Annotated in this window: 18 protein-coding genes; 9 read left to right on the forward strand and 9 right to left on the reverse strand. The window is 56.7% G+C overall.

Annotation, left to right across the window (positions count from 1 at the left end; translation table 11 throughout):
* The first annotated feature begins 6 nt into the window (after positions 1–6).
* The 6 genes from ACPT9Q_RS05925 (at position 7) to ACPT9Q_RS05950 (ending at position 6,277) form a co-directional block, all read left to right on the forward strand.
* Positions 7–1,272 carry a clostripain-related cysteine peptidase gene (locus tag ACPT9Q_RS05925; RefSeq protein ID WP_427365208.1) on the forward strand — a complete coding sequence of 422 codons (1,266 nt, stop codon included), beginning with the start codon at positions 7–9 and terminating at the stop codon, positions 1,270–1,272.
* Positions 1,202–2,230 carry a bis-aminopropyl spermidine synthase family protein gene (locus ACPT9Q_RS05930; protein WP_427365209.1) on the forward strand — a complete coding sequence of 343 codons (1,029 nt, stop codon included), beginning with the start codon at positions 1,202–1,204 and terminating at the stop codon, positions 2,228–2,230. Before ACPT9Q_RS05925 ends, ACPT9Q_RS05930 begins: the two co-directional genes overlap by 71 nt.
* A 264-nt stretch (positions 2,231–2,494) precedes the next feature.
* Complete coding sequence (locus tag ACPT9Q_RS05935; RefSeq protein WP_427365210.1) at positions 2,495–4,225, forward strand: S-layer homology domain-containing protein; 1,731 nt, start codon at positions 2,495–2,497, stop codon at positions 4,223–4,225.
* Between the two features lie 117 nt (positions 4,226–4,342).
* Entirely contained in the window at positions 4,343–4,735 is a 393-nt protein-coding gene (locus ACPT9Q_RS05940; protein WP_427365211.1) for a bactofilin family protein, read from the forward strand.
* Positions 4,683–5,699, forward strand: coding sequence for an AIR synthase family protein (locus ACPT9Q_RS05945; protein ID WP_427365212.1), 1,017 nt, complete (start codon positions 4,683–4,685; stop codon positions 5,697–5,699). The genes ACPT9Q_RS05940 and ACPT9Q_RS05945 overlap by 53 nt, the downstream gene beginning before the upstream one ends.
* On the forward strand, positions 5,654–6,277 hold the full coding sequence (locus ACPT9Q_RS05950) for a methyltransferase family protein (RefSeq protein ID WP_427365213.1): 624 nt from the start codon (positions 5,654–5,656) through the stop codon (positions 6,275–6,277). The genes ACPT9Q_RS05945 and ACPT9Q_RS05950 overlap by 46 nt, the downstream gene beginning before the upstream one ends.
* On the opposite strand, the gene amaP is transcribed toward ACPT9Q_RS05950, so the two are convergent.
* The 4 genes from amaP to ACPT9Q_RS05970 are packed head-to-tail and all read right to left on the reverse strand — an operon-like array spanning position 6,254 to position 8,686.
* Complete coding sequence (amaP, locus tag ACPT9Q_RS05955; protein ID WP_427365214.1) at positions 6,254–6,799, reverse strand: alkaline shock response membrane anchor protein AmaP; 546 nt, start codon at positions 6,797–6,799, stop codon at positions 6,254–6,256. The genes ACPT9Q_RS05950 and amaP overlap by 24 nt on opposite strands.
* Positions 6,800–6,805: 6 nt before the next feature.
* Positions 6,806–7,357, reverse strand: coding sequence for a Rad52/Rad22 family DNA repair protein (locus tag ACPT9Q_RS05960; RefSeq protein WP_427365215.1), 552 nt, complete (start codon positions 7,355–7,357; stop codon positions 6,806–6,808).
* Positions 7,329–8,210, reverse strand: a complete 882-nt coding sequence (locus tag ACPT9Q_RS05965; protein WP_427365216.1) for a phosphate ABC transporter substrate-binding protein — start codon at positions 8,208–8,210, stop codon at positions 7,329–7,331. Before ACPT9Q_RS05965 ends, ACPT9Q_RS05960 begins: the two co-directional genes overlap by 29 nt.
* Positions 8,168–8,686: an N-acetyltransferase family protein gene (locus tag ACPT9Q_RS05970; protein WP_427365217.1), complete on the reverse strand. Its 519-nt coding sequence runs from the start codon at positions 8,684–8,686 to the stop codon at positions 8,168–8,170. Before ACPT9Q_RS05970 ends, ACPT9Q_RS05965 begins: the two co-directional genes overlap by 43 nt.
* 62 nt (positions 8,687–8,748) lie before the next feature.
* Here ACPT9Q_RS05970 and ACPT9Q_RS05975 point away from each other — a divergent pair, with 62 nt between their 5' ends.
* The gene (locus tag ACPT9Q_RS05975) at positions 8,749–9,312 is read left to right on the forward strand and encodes a hypothetical protein (protein WP_427365218.1); all 564 of its coding nucleotides are present in this window, start codon (positions 8,749–8,751) and stop codon (positions 9,310–9,312) included.
* 218 nt (positions 9,313–9,530) lie between these two features.
* Here the strand turns inward: ACPT9Q_RS05975 and ACPT9Q_RS05980 are convergent, their stop codons facing one another.
* Positions 9,531–10,079, reverse strand: coding sequence for a LemA family protein (locus ACPT9Q_RS05980; protein WP_017874344.1), 549 nt, complete (start codon positions 10,077–10,079; stop codon positions 9,531–9,533).
* A gap of 1,194 nt (positions 10,080–11,273) precedes the next feature.
* On the opposite strand from ACPT9Q_RS05980, the gene ACPT9Q_RS05985 reads away from it, so the two are divergent.
* A complete protein-coding gene (locus ACPT9Q_RS05985; protein WP_427365219.1) occupies positions 11,274–12,275 on the forward strand; it encodes an IS110 family transposase in 1,002 nt (333 codons plus the stop codon).
* A gap of 391 nt (positions 12,276–12,666) precedes the next feature.
* Here ACPT9Q_RS05985 and ACPT9Q_RS05990 read toward each other — a convergent pair whose 3' ends face one another.
* Both ACPT9Q_RS05990 and ACPT9Q_RS05995 read right to left on the reverse strand, forming a co-directional pair.
* Positions 12,667–13,080, reverse strand: coding sequence for a HEPN domain-containing protein (locus ACPT9Q_RS05990; protein ID WP_427365220.1), 414 nt, complete (start codon positions 13,078–13,080; stop codon positions 12,667–12,669).
* Positions 13,022–13,414, reverse strand: coding sequence for a nucleotidyltransferase domain-containing protein (locus ACPT9Q_RS05995; protein WP_427365221.1), 393 nt, complete (start codon positions 13,412–13,414; stop codon positions 13,022–13,024). Before ACPT9Q_RS05995 ends, ACPT9Q_RS05990 begins: the two co-directional genes overlap by 59 nt.
* A 681-nt stretch (positions 13,415–14,095) precedes the next feature.
* On the opposite strand from ACPT9Q_RS05995, the gene ACPT9Q_RS06000 reads away from it, so the two are divergent.
* Positions 14,096–15,091, forward strand: coding sequence for an IS110 family transposase (locus ACPT9Q_RS06000; protein WP_427365222.1), 996 nt, complete (start codon positions 14,096–14,098; stop codon positions 15,089–15,091).
* Positions 15,092–15,492: 401 nt separating this feature from the next.
* Here the strand turns inward: ACPT9Q_RS06000 and ACPT9Q_RS06005 are convergent, their stop codons facing one another.
* Both ACPT9Q_RS06005 and ACPT9Q_RS06010 read right to left on the reverse strand, forming a co-directional pair.
* On the reverse strand, positions 15,493–16,011 hold the full coding sequence (locus tag ACPT9Q_RS06005) for an antitoxin (RefSeq protein ID WP_427365223.1): 519 nt from the start codon (positions 16,009–16,011) through the stop codon (positions 15,493–15,495).
* The gene (locus ACPT9Q_RS06010) at positions 16,008–16,394 is read right to left on the reverse strand and encodes a nucleotidyltransferase domain-containing protein (RefSeq protein ID WP_017874148.1); all 387 of its coding nucleotides are present in this window, start codon (positions 16,392–16,394) and stop codon (positions 16,008–16,010) included. The genes ACPT9Q_RS06005 and ACPT9Q_RS06010 overlap by 4 nt, the downstream gene beginning before the upstream one ends.
* Between the last annotated feature and the right edge of the window lie 50 nt (positions 16,395–16,444).

Genomic DNA, 16,444 nt, shown 5'->3' on the forward strand with positions numbered 1-16,444 from the left:
AGAACTGTGCGGTACGGGTGTGTGTTGCTTTTGGGGGTAGCGTTTGTGCTCCTCCTTTTTTCCGGGTGTTACCTTCCTTCGGGGGGTTCTTTTCCGGAAGGCGGAAGGCAGTGGACGGTTCTGGTCTACATGGCTGCCGACAACGACCTTACCGGAGAGGCCTGGAAGGATATCGATTCCATGGAACTTATAGGATCAAGCGACGACGTGGCCATTGTGGTCCAGGTCGATACCCCTTCGGGGGCCTGGCGGTACCTGGTCACCAAAGATGCGACCCCCGGCGCCATCGCCTCTTTGTCCCTTGGGAGTCTTGGGAGGGTGGATTCAGGAAGCGGTGAAACCCTTCTCGACTTCATCCGCTTTGCCCGGAGCAATTACCCTGCAGCGCGCTACGCCCTGATTCTCTGGAACCACGGCTCAGGGGTGAAGGCCGCCACAAAGGACATCGCCTTTGATTTTACGACCCAGAGGGCCATCGCTCTTCCCGAGCTCCGATCTGCTCTGGCCCGCTCGGGGGTATTCTTTGACCTTCTTGGGATGGATGCCTGCCTCATGCAGATGGTGGAAGTGGCCTATGAGGTGCGGCACAATGCCCGGGTGCTTGTGGCTTCTCAGGAAAACGTTCCTGGGGAAGGGTGGGACTATGAGACGGTGTTTCGGGAACTTACCCGAAGCCCTTCCATGGATGCACGTACCCTTGCCCGAATTATTGTAGAGAGCTATGCCGCATACTACGGCCAGAGGGGTATTCCGGGAAGGTACACCCTCTCGACGGTGGACCTTTCGGGGATTTCGAGGCTTGTCTCGGCTATTGACGCCCTGGCGCTTGCCATCCTCAACGACTTCCGCACTCCTCCCTGGGTGTACGTGGCTTTGGGGGACTCGGCGCTCTACTTTGGTGACCCAGATTTTGTGGACCTTGGGGATTTCATGGAGCTCCTTGTTGCCTATCCCGGGATCAATCCCGGAGTGCGGGAGAGGGCGCAGGTTGTCCTTGAAGAGCTCAGAAGGTGTGTGCTTTACGTCCAGAGTGTGAGCGTGGGAAGTGGTATAATAGAAACATCCGGACTGAGTATTTATTTCCCCTATACCGGGTACGTGCGGAAGTACGAAAGCCTGGAGTTTGCTTCCGCCACATCCTGGGATGAACTTGTACGGTATCTCATACCATGGCGGTACAGGACGGAGAGGAGGTGGGAGTATGCGTCGCTACGAGGTTCAGATTCTTCGGTCGCTCAAGGAAGGTCCAAAGAGCTTCTGGAAGCTCCTTGACGAACAGGATGAGCACATTAAGGGATTCGTGGAGCGCCTGAAAGCGCTTCTTGAGGCGGGAGTTGTCAAGTACAGCGATGGAAAGTTCTCCCTGACCCCTCTGGGGGAAGCAAGGGCTGCTTCCCTTCTCCCCCGAAAGGACGTTCGCTGCCCCCACTGTCAGGGAGGCTACACGTTCTCGGTCTTTTCCGAAGCCTTTGCGCTCTATCACAGGCTCGTCGAGGGTCGTCCCCTTCCCAACCTCGACTACGACCAGGGGTTCATGACAGAAAGCGACGTGTTTTCCCGGGTGGCGTTCCTCTATGAACGGGGGGACCTTGAGGGACAGGACATTCTGATTCTTGGGGATGACGACCTTTTGAGCCTGGCTCTGGCAAGCACCGGCCTTCCCCGGTCCATCACCGTCCTTGAGGTCGACCAGCGCATTGTGGAATTCATCACAAAAAGAGCAAAAGAGCACAATCTCGGCATCACCGCCCTGGAGTACAACGCGGCTTCCCCATATCCCTTGAAAGACCACGCCTTTTCCGTTTTCATCACTGACCCTGTGGAGAGCGAGAAGGGCCTCAAAATCACCCTCTCCCGGGGAGCCCAGGCACTTGAAAGAGGCGGAGCGCTCTACTTCGGTCTCACCACCATCGAGTCGTCCTGGCACAAGTGGTACAGCGTGGAGCGGATGCTCCTTGAGATGGGGTTTGTGGTGACCGACATCCTGCGCCGCTTCAGCGCCTATCCTGACTCGGACAACCACTTTGATGAAGAGTTCTACGACCGGACCATGATGCGCCGGCTTATGGATGTGGCGTTCCCTCTTCCTGCCGATGCGGACTGGTTCCGCTCGAGCTTCATTCGCTGCGAGGCGGTGGAAGAACCACGGCCCCTTGTTGTGGGTGAGGTGGTCTTTGACACCGACTTTTACCTTGATGAGGAGACCATGGCTACCCCGAAATTCGTGTGAAATTTTGGGAAAATCCTGGAAGGGGTGTAGCCAAATAGACGTTTTTGGCGTATATTATAGGTGAAGGATAGGTGGCTATCCTGTCCCGAGCTCCTGGGTGGAGAGAAAGGAGGTGAAGCGGAAAACTTGGTGGCCCGGGAGGAGGGATATGTGATGGCGGCCGGAAGTCCAAAAGGAGGAAGGGGAGGAAACAGGGAAACTCTCTGACCCCTCCTTGGGAGGACGGAAGGCTGAAAAAACCAGAACGACCAAGGAGGTTTGTGTATGAAGAAGCTCATTTTAGCCGTTGCTCTGGTGCTTGCCCTGGCGCTTCCTGCCCTGGCAGCAAATCCTTTCGTGGATGTGCCTCTGAACCACTGGGCCTATGATGCTGTCCAGAGCCTGGCGGCCAAGGGCATCATCGTTGGGTACCCTGACGGGACCTTCGGTGGCAACCGTGCACTCACCCGGTATGAGTTCGCCATGGCCATTGCCCGTGCCGTAGGATACCTCGAGCAGAAGATTGACGAAGCTGGCTACGCAACCCAGGAGGACATCGCCACTCTGGAGAAACTCGTCCAGGAGTTTGCCGATGAACTCAAGCAGCTTGGCCTCACCGTTGACGACCTCAAGAAGGCTCTGGGTGAGCAGAGTGCTGCCATCAAGGCCCTTGAGGACCGGGTTGCAGCACTTGAGAAGTACGCCGAGCCCGTGAAGGTCACCGGAGAGTTCGACGTTACCTACACTGCCTATGCTCCCACTGCTTCCGGAAAGACCGATGCCAAGCTGAGCGACGAAACCACCCTCAACATCGTTGCCACCATCAACGACTACACCACCGCCGGCGTTGAGCTCAAGATCACCGATACGCTCAACACACCTTCTGTCTCGGCCGATAACTTCTTCATCGACTACAAGAAAGACGAGTGGTACATCCGGGTTGGCGACATCGATCAGCCCAAGGTGGACCTCGGGCTTGTCCTTGGTGAGTACCAGCCAGATGATGACGACGACTTAAGCTACGAGGGTATCTACGTCGTCTACGCTCCAGAGGACAGCGACATTACCTGGAAGATGTACGCCGATGTCAACGAGTTCTACTCGCTGCGCCTTGAGTGGGAAAAGGTCGCCCTTGGCGTCACCTGGATGCCCGAAGGTGCTTCACTCTACAACGCAAACTCTGACCTCATTGTCAGCGCCAGTGGCTGGACCGATTTTGACGAATCGGACGTCACCCTGAAGCTCGAAGGTGCCTATGGGGTTCTTTCCGGAAGCTATGGTGTTGCTGGCGAGGTTAACATCAAAGCGAGCGAGGATATTACCCTGACCCTTGACGGGCACTACATCACTGCTGGATTCACTCCGGCTGCTTCTGCGGCATCTCCGAGTGCTTTCAACGCCGACGAGCTGGGCTTTGGCGTCGCCGCAACCTTCGACCTCTCCGCCGAGGACAGCGCCGAGAAGTGGACGCTTGACCTTGAGTACGACTATGCTCAGGCAATCTCGAGTGGTGCTCGGACCAAGAACGAAGTCAGTGGCACGGTGACCTACATCCCCGAGGATGCGGCAAAGGATGTTCCTGAAATCACCTACGAAGGCACTGAGGAGAAAGGCGTCGTGAAAGTCACCTACGACCTTCTCACCAGTGGTATCACCCTCTACGGTGCGTACCTCAACTACCCGCTTGACCTTGACAGCGAAGAGAACGCTGCGTACCTCTCGGTCGGTGCTGAGTACAACATGGCCACTCAGGGGATTACCGCTGTTGGCCAGTTCAAGTACCAGTGGCTGGACAAAGGAACCACGGCAACCCTTGAAGCCCGTTACGACAGCGTCACACCTTCTGGTGTTCCACCCTACAGCGTCCTGGCTCAGCTCGATTGGGACATGGCAGAGAACACCACTCTTACCCTGAGCTACGAACTCAACACCTTTGATGCAGGCGACGACTTCGGTCAGGGGAACATCGTCGACGCAGCCGGTACCATCACTGCAGAGCTTACAGTCAGCTTCTGAGCACTGGATGCTGCGCCCCCCGGAACTCCGGGGGGCTTTTTTTATACCCCTCTTTCCGGTATAATGCCCTCCAGGATGTCCGTTCTGGCGACCCTGGTTCAATGGAAGAACACCCTTTTGGGGAAGCTCTGGCGGAAGTTCGACCCTGTTTTTGCCCGGTATCCCGTGGACGTCTTCTTCCCGCAGGGGGTCTTTTTTGATGGGGAAGTGGAGAGCGCATCGCTCATCCGGGTTGAGGGGGAGGTCAGGGGGAGCATCCGCTGTCCTGTAGTGGTCTTTGCGGCAACTTCTAAGGCCACGGTGGAGGTTGCATCCCGCTGCCTCTACATCGAGGGGTATTGTCGGGGAGTGTTCCGGAGCGACATGCTCTATCTTGCGCCCTCAGGGCATGTGGAGGGAGAAATCCATACGGAGACTCTGTACATCGAGGACGGAGCACGGATGCGGGGGAGAATCTGTGTGGGAGGACACGGCGAAACCCATGCAGCTTGGGAAGCTCTCACCTCGTGAGCTTGAGAGGCTGGTGTTCCCTTTCCAGGGGAGAAAACGCGAGGAAGTCCTCTTTGGGGCCCATCTTGGCCGGGACTGCGGGGTGCTCCATTTCTCGGGGCTTTTGCTTTCCCTTACCTGCGATCCCGTAACGGGGACGGCAAAGCACGCAGGAGCTCTGGCCCCGCACCTTGTGGCTAACGACCTCATTGCCTCCGGGGCAGAACCGGTGGCGCTCCTTGTGAGCCTTCTCTTCCCGCCGGAAACCAACGCCTCAGCAATTGAGGACACCATGAGAGAGCTTGATGCTGCGGCCTCTTCCCTGGGCTTTGCCATTCTTGGAGGACACACCGAGATCACCGATGCCGTTTTGCGTCCGGTCATCCACTGCACCGGGGTTGGGAAAATCGCCTCTTCCAGCCCTCCTGATGTGACCAGGGTTTCTCCAGGGGATTTCATCGTGATGACCAAGGGGGCAGGAATTGAGGGAACGGGGATTCTCGCCCTGGAGAGGGCAGAAGAGCTCCGTGGGGTGTTCTCAGAGGAAGAGCTCAGAAAGGCTCAGGATTTCCTCAAGAAGGTCAGTGTCCTCCCTGAAGGACGGGTTGCCCTGGCCTTTTCTCCTCACTGTCTGCACGATGCCACTGAGGGTGGGGTTCTGGGGGCCGTCTGGGAAGTCTGTGCTGCGAGGAATCTTGGGTTTGTCATCGACGAGTCGAAGGTTTTCGTGTTTCCCGAAACCGAGCGGCTTGCCCGCCATTTCGGCCTTGACCCCCTCCGCCTCATCTCAAGCGGGACGTTACTCATTTTCACCCCAAAACCCCAACCCCTCCTTGCCGCACTGCATGAGGCGGGTATTCCTGCGGGAGTCATCGGGCAGGTGACCGGGAATAGCCGTGTGCTCCTTCGCCGAAATGGCCAGAGAGAGGAGATTCTCGAGTGCCCTCAGGACGAGCTCTGGCGCATCCTCGAAAGGGAAAAATAGGGAAGGTGCTTTTCCCCCACCGGGGGACCATCTGGGGAGTGATGGGAGCGGTGGTCTTCCTCTTTGCCCACCCTCAGGCGTTGCTTTTTTGGCCCGGCGTGTCCTGCATCCTTGGAGGTGAGCTTTTGCGCCTCTGGGCTTCAGGGTACATCAAGACCTACCGTGGCCCCATGGAAGAAGTTGAAGAGCTTGTCACTTCCGGCCCTTATGCGTACCTGCGGAATCCTCTCTACCTTGCTAACGGCATCATTGGCTGTGGGGTAGCGCTCCTTTCGGGAATCCTCTGGGCTTTGCCGCTATTTCTTGGAAGTTTCGTGCTCCTTTACGGGTCCATCATCAGGGCCGAAGAGGCGTTCCTCGAGGAGAAGTTCGGTGCAGCCTACAGGGAGTACGCTGCGTCGGTCCCCCGTTTTGTCCCCCGTCTTTTGCCCTATCCGAAACGGAAGGGGACCTTTGCTCCAAAAGTCCTGTGGGAGAAGGAGTCCACAACCCTCCTGACCCTTGGCCTTGTCGTTCTCCTCTTCTACCTCCGGGGTTTTGGTGTCCTCCGGGTGTTAGACCGTCTCCTGGGCCTTTAGGTCCACGAGAAGCCGCACGTTCTTGAGGACGATCCCGGTCTGGCGCTCAATCCGTTCCCGGACCTTGGTCTGCACGAGGTTTGAAAGCTCAGGAATAGCGGCGTCGGTTCGCACCACAAGATGTAAAACCATGCAGGCTTCCCTTCCCATCTTTTCCACCCGGGGAGTCACGGAGACGATTTCCTGGAAACCCCGGAGGGCCTCCCGGGCAAGGGCTTCCAGGGAGTCAAAAGAAACCCGAATTTCCCCCTCTTCAGTCCGGTAGGTGAGGAATCTCCCGCCCCTGGGGAGGAGAAAGCGCAGAAGCGCCACAGCCCCTGCCACAAGGAGCACAATCCCCACAACGCTCAGGGCCCTGGTGAGGAGATTCATGTGGAGGAGGGTGTAGAAGTTCACCATCCACTCCTGGAGGGCAAGGAGGGACACGACGTTGAAGAAGAACACCCCCACGCCCACGGCAAAAAGCAAAAGCAGAATACCCACGACTCCCAAAACAACCTTCCCCCAAAGCTGCATGGTCATCCCCCTTTATTTCCTTGTAGTCTCCTCGCGGAGTTTGTCGATGAGCCTTGAGGCTTCTTCTGCCGAAAGGCGGGCAAGGAGAGCCTCATCCACTGATTTCCCCTGGCTCTTCAGAAGGTCCCGGATGAAACTCTTCTGTCGTTCGGTGGCAGGGCGAAAGGCCTCAACCGTCTCCTCCTCCTCGCCCTCGTAGAGGTACAGTCCCACACCAAGGAGGGTGGCGCACTTTTTCAAGGCGTCGGAGGCTGCGGCCTTCAGGTCATCCCCAAGGTCCACGAAGGACCCATCGGGGTTATAGGCGATGGCCTTGGAGCCGAACTGCTCCTTCACCACACCCCCGCAGCTCAGTCGCCCCAGAACCCACACGTATCCATTCTCCAGGTCAATGTGCTTCTCCTTGACTTCGAAGGACCAGTCTCCGTCAAAGGCCTCGTTGAGGCGACGAATGACCGAAGCCGTCTCCACATAGAGGATGGTTCTTCCCCCCGGCCCTGGCCGGCTCTTCACCTCTTTGCGGGAAAACTTCTTTTCAAGGATTTCCCGGTTTTTCATGGGCATCACCACCTTCTACAACCAGAAAGTCCCTGTTTTCTTCCGCTCTCACGGGGATGAAACCTTCTTCAGCCACGATGTATTGCCCTTCCTCACTCAGCGCAAAGGCAATGAAATCCCCGACGCTTCCCTCAGGAGGGCGGGCAAGGTAGAGGTAAAGAGGCCGGGAGAGGGGGTATTTCCCCAGGCGAACGCTCTCTTTCGTAGGGAGCACGCCCTCAAGGGCCACAACCTTTACCTTCTCCCGGACGTATCCAAGGCCCACGTACCCGATGCATCCTGGAGAAGAGGAAACTTCCTGGAGAATGGTGAGGTTTGAGACGAGCATGAGCGCCGAGGGGGTGAGTTCTTCGCCCCGGAGGATGACCCTGTTGAAGACCTCAAAGGTGCCCGAGGCAAACTCCCGGGAGATGGGGACAACAGGCACCGGAGGCCCCCCAAGGTCCTTCCAGCTTCTGATATCCCCGGTGTAGATTCGCCGAAGGTTCTCAAGGGAAAGGGTATCGATGGGGTTCTCCGGGTGAACAATGACGGCGATAGCATCATAAGCGATGACCACCGGAATGAGGTCCTTACCCCGGGCACGGGCTTCCGCGACCTCCTTCTCCTTAGCTTCTCGAGAAGACATGGCGATGTCCGTGATGCCATCAAGGAGTGCCGTAATGCCCACGCCTGAGCCGCCACCACTCACGCTGATGTCCACTTCAGGGTGCTTTTCCATGTACTTTTCCGCCAGGATCTGAACAAGAGGCAAAACAGTGGTTGAGCCCTGGATGGCTATGCGCTCCCCCGCCCAGGCTAGGGAGAACAAAAGACTCAGGATGATTCCGATGCAGAGAGCATTTTTTGGTAAAAGCATACGTCCATCCACCTGCCGAACTTGAACCCCGCCTCTTTCAAAATCCCCCGGAGCACAAAGCCGAGTTTCTCGTGGAGCCGGATGCTTGCAATATTTTCACTGGCAATAACGGCTACGATAGAGTGGTAGGAGAGACGCCTGGCTTCTTCAATGAGGTAGCTCAAAAGCTCGTACCCGATGTGCTGCCGGCGGAACTCCCGACGCACGTATATGGAGTCGGTCACCGTGTACTGGTAACCTTCCCGGTCAGAATACGGGCTCAGGCACGCCCAGGCAACCACAAGCCCCCCTTCTTCGGCGACAAGCAGTGGATACCGTTCGTTGTGGCTTTCAAACCATCGAATCTGTTCCTCGAGCGACCTGGGATAGAGATGGAACGTGGAAATGGTGGTGAGTACTGCCTCGTTGTAAATCTCCGTTATGGCGGAGAGGTCTTCCTGTCGCGCCCGCCGGATAACCAGGGTTTTCTCCTTCATGGCGTTCATATTGTAGCAGAGCGGGTGGTATAATGAAAGAAATGCAAAGGGGGGAAGAAGCGATGAAGCGAATCTTTTTTGTTGTGTTCACCCTCAGCCTCTTTTTTGCGGCTTTGGCCTTTGCCCAGGACGAAGCGAAGCTCCTTGAGGAGGCTGCTTCGCTCATTGAGGCGGGGAAAATTGCCGAGGCCCAGAGCATTCTTGAGGACGTGCGGCTTGCCCTCTGGAACAGGGCTCCCATGGTCTGCCCGGTGTACTGCTTTGTGGAGGGGGAGCCTGAAAGCTTTGGCGTGTACCGCAAGCGCATCTCCAGTACTTTCGTTGCCGGCGAGACCATGTACGTCTACGCTGAGCCCAAAAACTACACCATCCTCAAAGAAGGCGATATCTACCACGTTTTCCTCACCGTGAGCTATGCGGTGTACGATAAGGACGGCAATTACCTCGGAGGCGAGGACCCCTGGGAGAACTTCCGGTATCTCATCCAGAACCCCGTATTTGAGTTCTTCCTGTCGCTTTCCTTTGACTTCACCATTGACCCCGGGGAGTACGTTCTCGAAATAAAGGTGAAGGACCGGCTCTCCGATAAAGAGACGAGCTTCCGGCTTCCCTTTAAAAGAATCTAAGGTTCTTTTGGCCGAAGAGGGACACTGCCGGTCTTTTCGCCCGGTGTCCTTTCGTCACCCGGAGAGAGTCTGGGGTCGTGACTTTTGCAAAGCATGAAGACGGAAGGGGTGCCTGTGAGATAGCGGGAGAGGACAGGTCCCTGTTGGGGTGAAGAGTCGCAATTCCACAAGAAGAGGCTGGGTAAGCTGGATTTTCCGAGAACGCAGGACGGGAATGGTCAGAACTCTACCCTTACCCTTTGCCGTGCCTCCTCCTCAGCCTCGAAGTAATCTCGCTTTGTGAAACCAAAGGCGCGGGCGAAAAGGAGCGCAGGGAACTTCTCGATGGTGGTGTTGTACCGGTACACGGTTTCGTTGTAGAACTGGCGGGCGTAGGCGATTTTGTTTTCGGTTTCGGCGAGTTCCCCCTGGAGACTCTGGAAGTTTTCGCTGGCCCGGAGTACCGGGTAGGCCTCGGCCACGGCGAAGAGCTGGCGCAGAGCCTGGGTGAGGGTGTTCTCGGCTCTCCCCTTTTCCTGTGGTCCCTGGGCGGTGATGGCCGCCTGACGGGCCCGGGCGACGGCTTCGAAAACCTCCCGCTCGTGGGCGGCGTATCCCTTCACGGTTTCGACGAGATTCGGGATGAGGTCGTACCGTCGCTTGAGCTGCACCTCAACCTGAGCCCAGGCGTTGTCCACACGGTTGCGGAAGGTGATGAGGCGGTTGTAGAGGGCAATGAGGTACACCAGGACGATGACGATGATACCCACAACAATGGCCAGAACCATACAGAAGCCCTCCCTGATTCCCCCCGAAGGGTTTTTCCTTGCTTACCATACCAGGTCCTGGGGGATCGCACAAGTCCTTTCGGGGCTTTGCCGGGAAAAGTCTCTCTGCTCCTTGTTCTTGTCCTCTGGGCTACGGGTGACGAGGGGCCCTTTTTGTCTGCGCGGGGTGCTTTGTTTTTCCTTTGCGGGAGTTCCCGGCAGAGGCTGCTTCACCCCTTCTTCTTCAGCCATTGCGAAGCTCTTTCTTCAGCCATCCCGAAGCCGCTTCTTCTGCCCTTCCGAGCCAATCCTTTCTCTGTCACTGCGAGGAGCGAAGCGACAAAGCAAAAGTCGGCGGACGTATTTCCCGCCGTTGCGAGGAACGAAGTGACGAAGCAACCTCATAGTTCTGGTTCGCGTGAACACCGAAGAAGCTGAAAAAGGCGAGACTGCTTCGGAAACGAAAAGGCGACCTCGCAGTGATTACCTTTGTGTGTCACTGCGAGCGGAGCGAAGCAGTCCCGTACTCCCACAGGGTGAGAGAGGAGATTGCTTCGTAGACGAAAAAACGAGCTCGCAATGACCGCTGACAGTTGAGACTGCTTCGCCAGGCGAAACAACGACCTCGCAGTGACTCTTTTCGCTGGTCATTGCGAGGGCCGAAGGCCCGAAGCAATCCGGTATTTTCGGAGTGCTTTTGATGCTTTTGAGACTGCTTCGGAGACGAAACGACGACCTCGCAGTGACTACCTTTGTGTGTCACTGCGAGCGAAGCGAAGCAGTCCCACGGGATTGCTTCGCTCAACGAAAAAACGAGGTTCGCAATGACTCCTGACAGTTGAGACTGCTTCGCAGACGAAACGACGAGCTCGCAGTGACCCCTGAGAGGCGAGATTGCTTCGCAAACGAAAAGACGAGCTCGCAATGACCGCTCAAAAGGCGAAAAATGAGGCTCGCAGGGACACTCCTCATCGGTCATCGTATATTAAATTCCTGGTAAACCATTTATTCGATGTATTATGAAGAAGGAAGAAGAGAAGGTGGGATAAGGACGCCCAACTGTCATGGTCGGTGAAGACCGCTCGGAATGCTGTCCCCCACCTTCCCCTCTCCCAAGGCTTGACAGAATATGAGGCCAGAGAGCCTGCATGGTGCACGATGAGAGCCTGAGAGAGGGAGGATACAGGAAGACGAAGAGAAAGGAGGAGAGTACTGGTGAAGAGGAAACTCGTGGTGGGCATTGATGTGGGGAAGGAGCGGTGTGCGGTGAGCCTCTTTGACGGGGAGCGCTTCCGGGACTTCTCCGTCCCTTCCTCTCCCGAGGAGCTTCTGCGGCGAATCACCCCGTACCTCCCTGGGAAGATGAGCAGCGTCCTCTTCGTCATGGAGGCCACAGGGGTCTACCACCTGAAGCTCGCCCTCTTCCTCAAAGAGCGAGGTTACCCGGTGAGCGTGGTCAACCCCTTCGTGGTGAAGAAGTACGCCGAGATGCTCCAGAAAAGAGCCAAGACTGACCCTGTGGATGCCAGGATCCTGGCCCAGTTCGGCTTCTTCGCCTCCCCTCCACCCTTCGTCCCCAGGGACAAGAAAGCCTACCTCCTTGAGGAGATCCAGAAGACCATCGAGGACTACCAGAAAAGGAGGACCGAGATCCTCAACCACCTGGAGGCCCTCCATCACCATCCCTTCCCCCACCCCAGGCTCCAAAAGCTCTACGAGGAGGAACTCCAGAGAATCGAAGAGACCCTGAGGACCTTAGAGAAGGAAGCCGAAGACCTGGCCCTCCAGTATGCCCCAAGAGAGTACAGGCTCCTTCTGAGCATCCCTGGGGTAGGGAAGAGGCTGGCCTGTGCCATTTTGGGCATCCTCTCGCCCCTCACCCGCTTTGCAAGGAGCAAGGAACTCGCAAGCTTTCTGGGTCTTGCTCCCCAGATAGACCAATCCGGGAAGAGGAAGGAACGGGCCTGGCTGAGTAAAAGGGGGAATCCCTTCCTGCGGAAGCTCCTTTTCCTTGCGGCCCTCAGTGCTTCCCGGTTCAATGAGCAGTGCAGGGTGCTCTATGAACGCCTGATTGCCCGGGGAAAACCCAAGAAGGTGGCCCTGATTGCCGTAGCCAACAAGCTCCTGCGGCAGATCTTCGCCATCCTGAGGAGTGGGATTCCCTATGATCCCCATTACTTAGAACGGAAAAGGAGTCTTGCCTTCCAGGGGACTTGACTTTGAACACAGAACATTCCGAGCTCTTCTTCTTTAGTCCTTCCGAGCCGCGAAGCGGCGAGGAATCTCTGAGGAGAGACTGCTTCGCAAACGATACGGCGACCTCGCAGTGACACAGGAAAAGGGCGAAAATACGAGGCTCGCAGTGACCTCTGAGGGCCAGGCGAAAGGGCGAGGCTTGCAATGACCACCTGAGGGATGAGACTGCTTCGGGAAAAGAATACGACCTCGTAGTGACAGGAGAAAGGAGTAAATGGGCGAGGCTTAAGATAACATGCCGGAGGCGAAATGGCGGCTTTGCAGAAGCACCTGGAGATTGCCCGGTCAAACAAAAGACAGGGTTACAGTAACACCTTTCACCGACCTTTTGCGGAGGGTCTGAAACCGTTCTTCAGGACCTTCCAGAATCGGGAGGCAAAGGTCCAAGGGTCTCCTGAATCCAATGCCAGACTTTGCTTGCACACTGCAGAGCCTTTTCTGCATCACCTCTTGAGGGTTCTCCAGAGGGAAGTACCCCCAGTCCTGCGGGGTATCTTGCCCGGTAGACGCTGGTGAGAAAGACCGACTCTTCCTCAGAAAGAGGAGGGGCGCTCTCCAGCTCCTGCAGGGCGATGCACAGGTCGAGAATGTTATGCGTCCGGGGTGGAGGGACCTCTTTCTCCACCAGCAGGGCTTTCAGAGCTTTTTCCACCGCCTGCTGGGCATGGTAGCAGACCATCCGATAAAACCCTCGCTCAAAGAGGTATTCACCGGACCGGAGTTCTTCTTCGGCAATGTTCAGCCATTCCCGGGTTTCCCTTTTCATAGAGCACCTTTCCCGTTTGCAAAATGTCGCGAACAAAGGAGACGTTCTCTTCAAGCAGTGCCTTGACCTCAGAAGGAGTGTAGACGAAAAGGTCAATCCCCACCCTGGGTTGCACGATTCGTGCAACTTCAAGAACCCGATCAATGGGCCTTTTGTCTGTTTCCTTGACGATGAAAAGGTCGATGTCGCTCCACTCGTGGATGCGCCCTTCAGCAAGAGAACCAAAGAGGATGATTTTTTCGGGCTGGTACTTTTCGATGAGGACTGTGACTATTCGCGAGAGCTCCTCTTCAAGCAGGGCCCTTCTCTCCTCAACCGTAAAGAGCCTCAGCATCGCCCCGTGCCTCCGGTATGCTTATCACCCACCATGATACCACAGTTTGTATCGCCCATGTTCTTGTGTCGTTGCCAGGAGCTGTAGTGGATTCAGGGCTATCTCACCTGGGATTGCTTCATCCTTTATTCTTTTCCAGGCCACGAAGGGCAAGGAATTCTTTCTCTGTCACTGCGAGGAGCGAGGCGAAAGTCGGCGGACGTATTTCCCGCCGTTGCGAGGAACGAAGTGACGAAGCAACCTCATAGTCCTGGTTCGCGTGAACACCGAAGAAGCTGAAAAAGGCGAGACTGCTTCGGAAACGAAACGACGACCTCGCAGTGATTACCTTTGTGTGTCACTGCGAGCGGAGCGAAGCAGTCCCGTACTCCCACAGGGTGAGAGAGGAGACTGCTTCGCCAGGTGAAACAACGAGGCTCGCAGTGACTCTTTTCGCTGGTCATCGTATATTAAATTCCTGGTAAACCATTTATTCGATGTATTATGAAGAAGGAAGAAGAGAAGGTGGGATAAGGACGCCCAATTGTCTTGGTCGGTGAAGACCGTTCGCAATGCTGTCCCCCACCTTCCCCTCTCCCAAGGCTTGACAGAATATGAGGCGGAAGAGCCTGCATGGTGCACGATGAGAGCCTGAGAGAGGAAAGGAGAAGAGAAGAAAAGAAGAAAAGGAGGAACGGAACCATGGGGAACAAGGTGGTCGTGGGCATCGATGTGGGGAAGGAGAGTTATGCGGTGAGTGTCTTCGATGGCAGAGCATACCTTTTCCAGGGTCTTACCCCTGCTCATCCAGAGACCTTCCTGAAGAGGGTGACTCCCCATCTCCCCCAGGATGCTGCGGAGGTCCTCTTCGTCATGGAGGCCACTGGGGTCTACTCCCTGAAGCTGGCCCTATTTCTGGTCCAGGGAGGACACCGGGTGAGCGTGGTGAATCCCTTTGTGGTGAGGAAGTATGCGGAGATGCGCCTGCGCCGGACCAAGACTGACCCAGCTGACTCCAGGATCCTGGCCCAGTTCGGGTTCTTCGCCTCCCCCTCCCCCTTCCATCCCCAGGAGGAGAAGGCCTACCACCTGCGACAGGTCCTCAAAGCCATCGATGACTACCAGAAAAGGAGGACCGAAATCCTCAACCACCTGGAAACCCTGAAGCACCACCCCTTCCCCCAACCTAAAGTCTGTCAGTACTATGAGCAGGAACTCCAGCGTGTCGAAGAGACCCTCCAGGCCCTGGAGAAGGAAGCCGAAGACCTGGCCCTCCAGTATGCCCCAAGAGAGTACAGGCTCCTTCTGAGCATCCCTGGGGTAGGGAAGAGGCTGGCCTGTGCCATTTTGGGCATCCTCTCGCCCCTCACCAGATTCAGGAATGGCAAGGAGCTTGCAAGTTTCCTTGGTCTTGCCCCCCAGATAGACCAATCCGGGAAGAGGAAGGAACGAGCCTGGCTGAGTAAAAGGGGGAATCCCTTCCTGCGGAAGCTCCTTTTCCTTGCGGCCCTCAGTGCTTCCCGGTTCAATGAGCAGTGCAGGGTGCTCTATGAACGCCTGATTGCCCGGGGAAAACCCAAGAAGGTAGCCCTGATTGCCGTAGCCAACAAGCTCCTGCGGCAGATCTTCGCCATCCTGAGGAGTGGGATTCCCTATGACCCCCATTACTTAGAACGGAAAAGGAGCTTTGCCTTCTAGGGGACTTGACTCTGAACACAGAACATTGCGAGGGCCGAAGGCCCGAAGCAATCCGACGGGCGTTTCTCTGCCGTTGCGGGTGAAGTACCCTGAAGAGTCCCTGAGATTGCTTCGCAGGCGAGACTACGAGCTCGCAGTGACACGGCAGAGGGTCACTGCGAGGGTTCCTCTTTTGTCGCTGCGAGGGCTCTTTTTGTCACCGCGAGGAGCGAAGCGACGAAGCGGTCTCAGGACCACAGGAAACGAGACTGCTCCGCCTCCTTTCTCCTGTCCTTCCGAGCCGCGTAGCGGCGAGGAATCTCTGAGATTGCTTCGCAGGCGAAAAAAAACGAGCTTGCAAATGACGGAGGAAAAGAACGAGTGAGGTACCGACGAGGAATCCCGGAAAGCTCCGGAGAGAGTCACGCATTTTCATCCGGGGGCTTGCCTGCTTCTTCCGTAGCCTGAGCCAGCGCTTCAAGGAAGTCGGCAAAGGCCAGCAGTTCCTCACGCAACGTGGACCACAGATCCGGGAGAACCGACATCAACCCGGCCATCCTTTCCGGGACAAGACTCGTGGCGTAGACATTCCGTACGAGATGGCGAAACCGCCGGAATGTGTCCAGCGCTGAAGCGGTACCTTCACTGATCACAGCAGGCCGTACACCGGCTATGTCCTTCGCCATTCTTCTGAGTAAATCCCGATGCCAGGTCTTTTCATCCGGCATAACCCCATCGATGTGTCTGGCAACAAGCTCAAACAGGCGCTCTAACCCCGAGTAGAAGCCGTGCAGGTTCAGCGCCACTGAATCCAGGTAGGCGCTCTCCTCGGGCGTCTTCTGTGCTTTGGTCCAGGCTGCCAGGGCTTTCTGGGCTACGCGTTCGAGTTCTGGGATTTCACCGCGGATTCGCTCCGCCAGTGCCAGGTAACGGATATTCATAGCTCCACTCCGTAGCGCTCAATGGCCCGACGCAACGGCTCCCCGGCCCGCTCGATTTCGATCAGGTCCACCGGGCGATCCCCAATGATCTCTTCCACCGCTTTCCAGGCCTGCCAGTACTCATCACCTGCCAGGCCTTCTACGGCAATGTCCACATCAGAGTCGGGCATGAACCATGCCTCGTGCGCCAGTGAGCCAAAGAGCACCACCCGCCGGGCGCCAAAACGGGACTTCAAAATCCTGGCGGCTTCACGGACACGGGCCACAAGACGTACTCGCTCGCTGTGCTTTGCAGGTTCTCGTGCCGGTGGGGACGGACGTTTCCGGGCAGCGTCAAGATAGGGTTTCCACCCCTCCCGGGTCAGCTCGAGAGCCGTCGGCATGGCCTTTTCACCTCCTTCACCCGGTCCACCTGTTGGCCTGTGGTTTGGTT

This window comes from Candidatus Caldatribacterium saccharofermentans (assembly GCF_050267035.1).
Classification (GTDB): Bacteria; Atribacterota; Atribacteria; order Atribacterales; family Caldatribacteriaceae; genus Caldatribacterium; species Caldatribacterium saccharofermentans.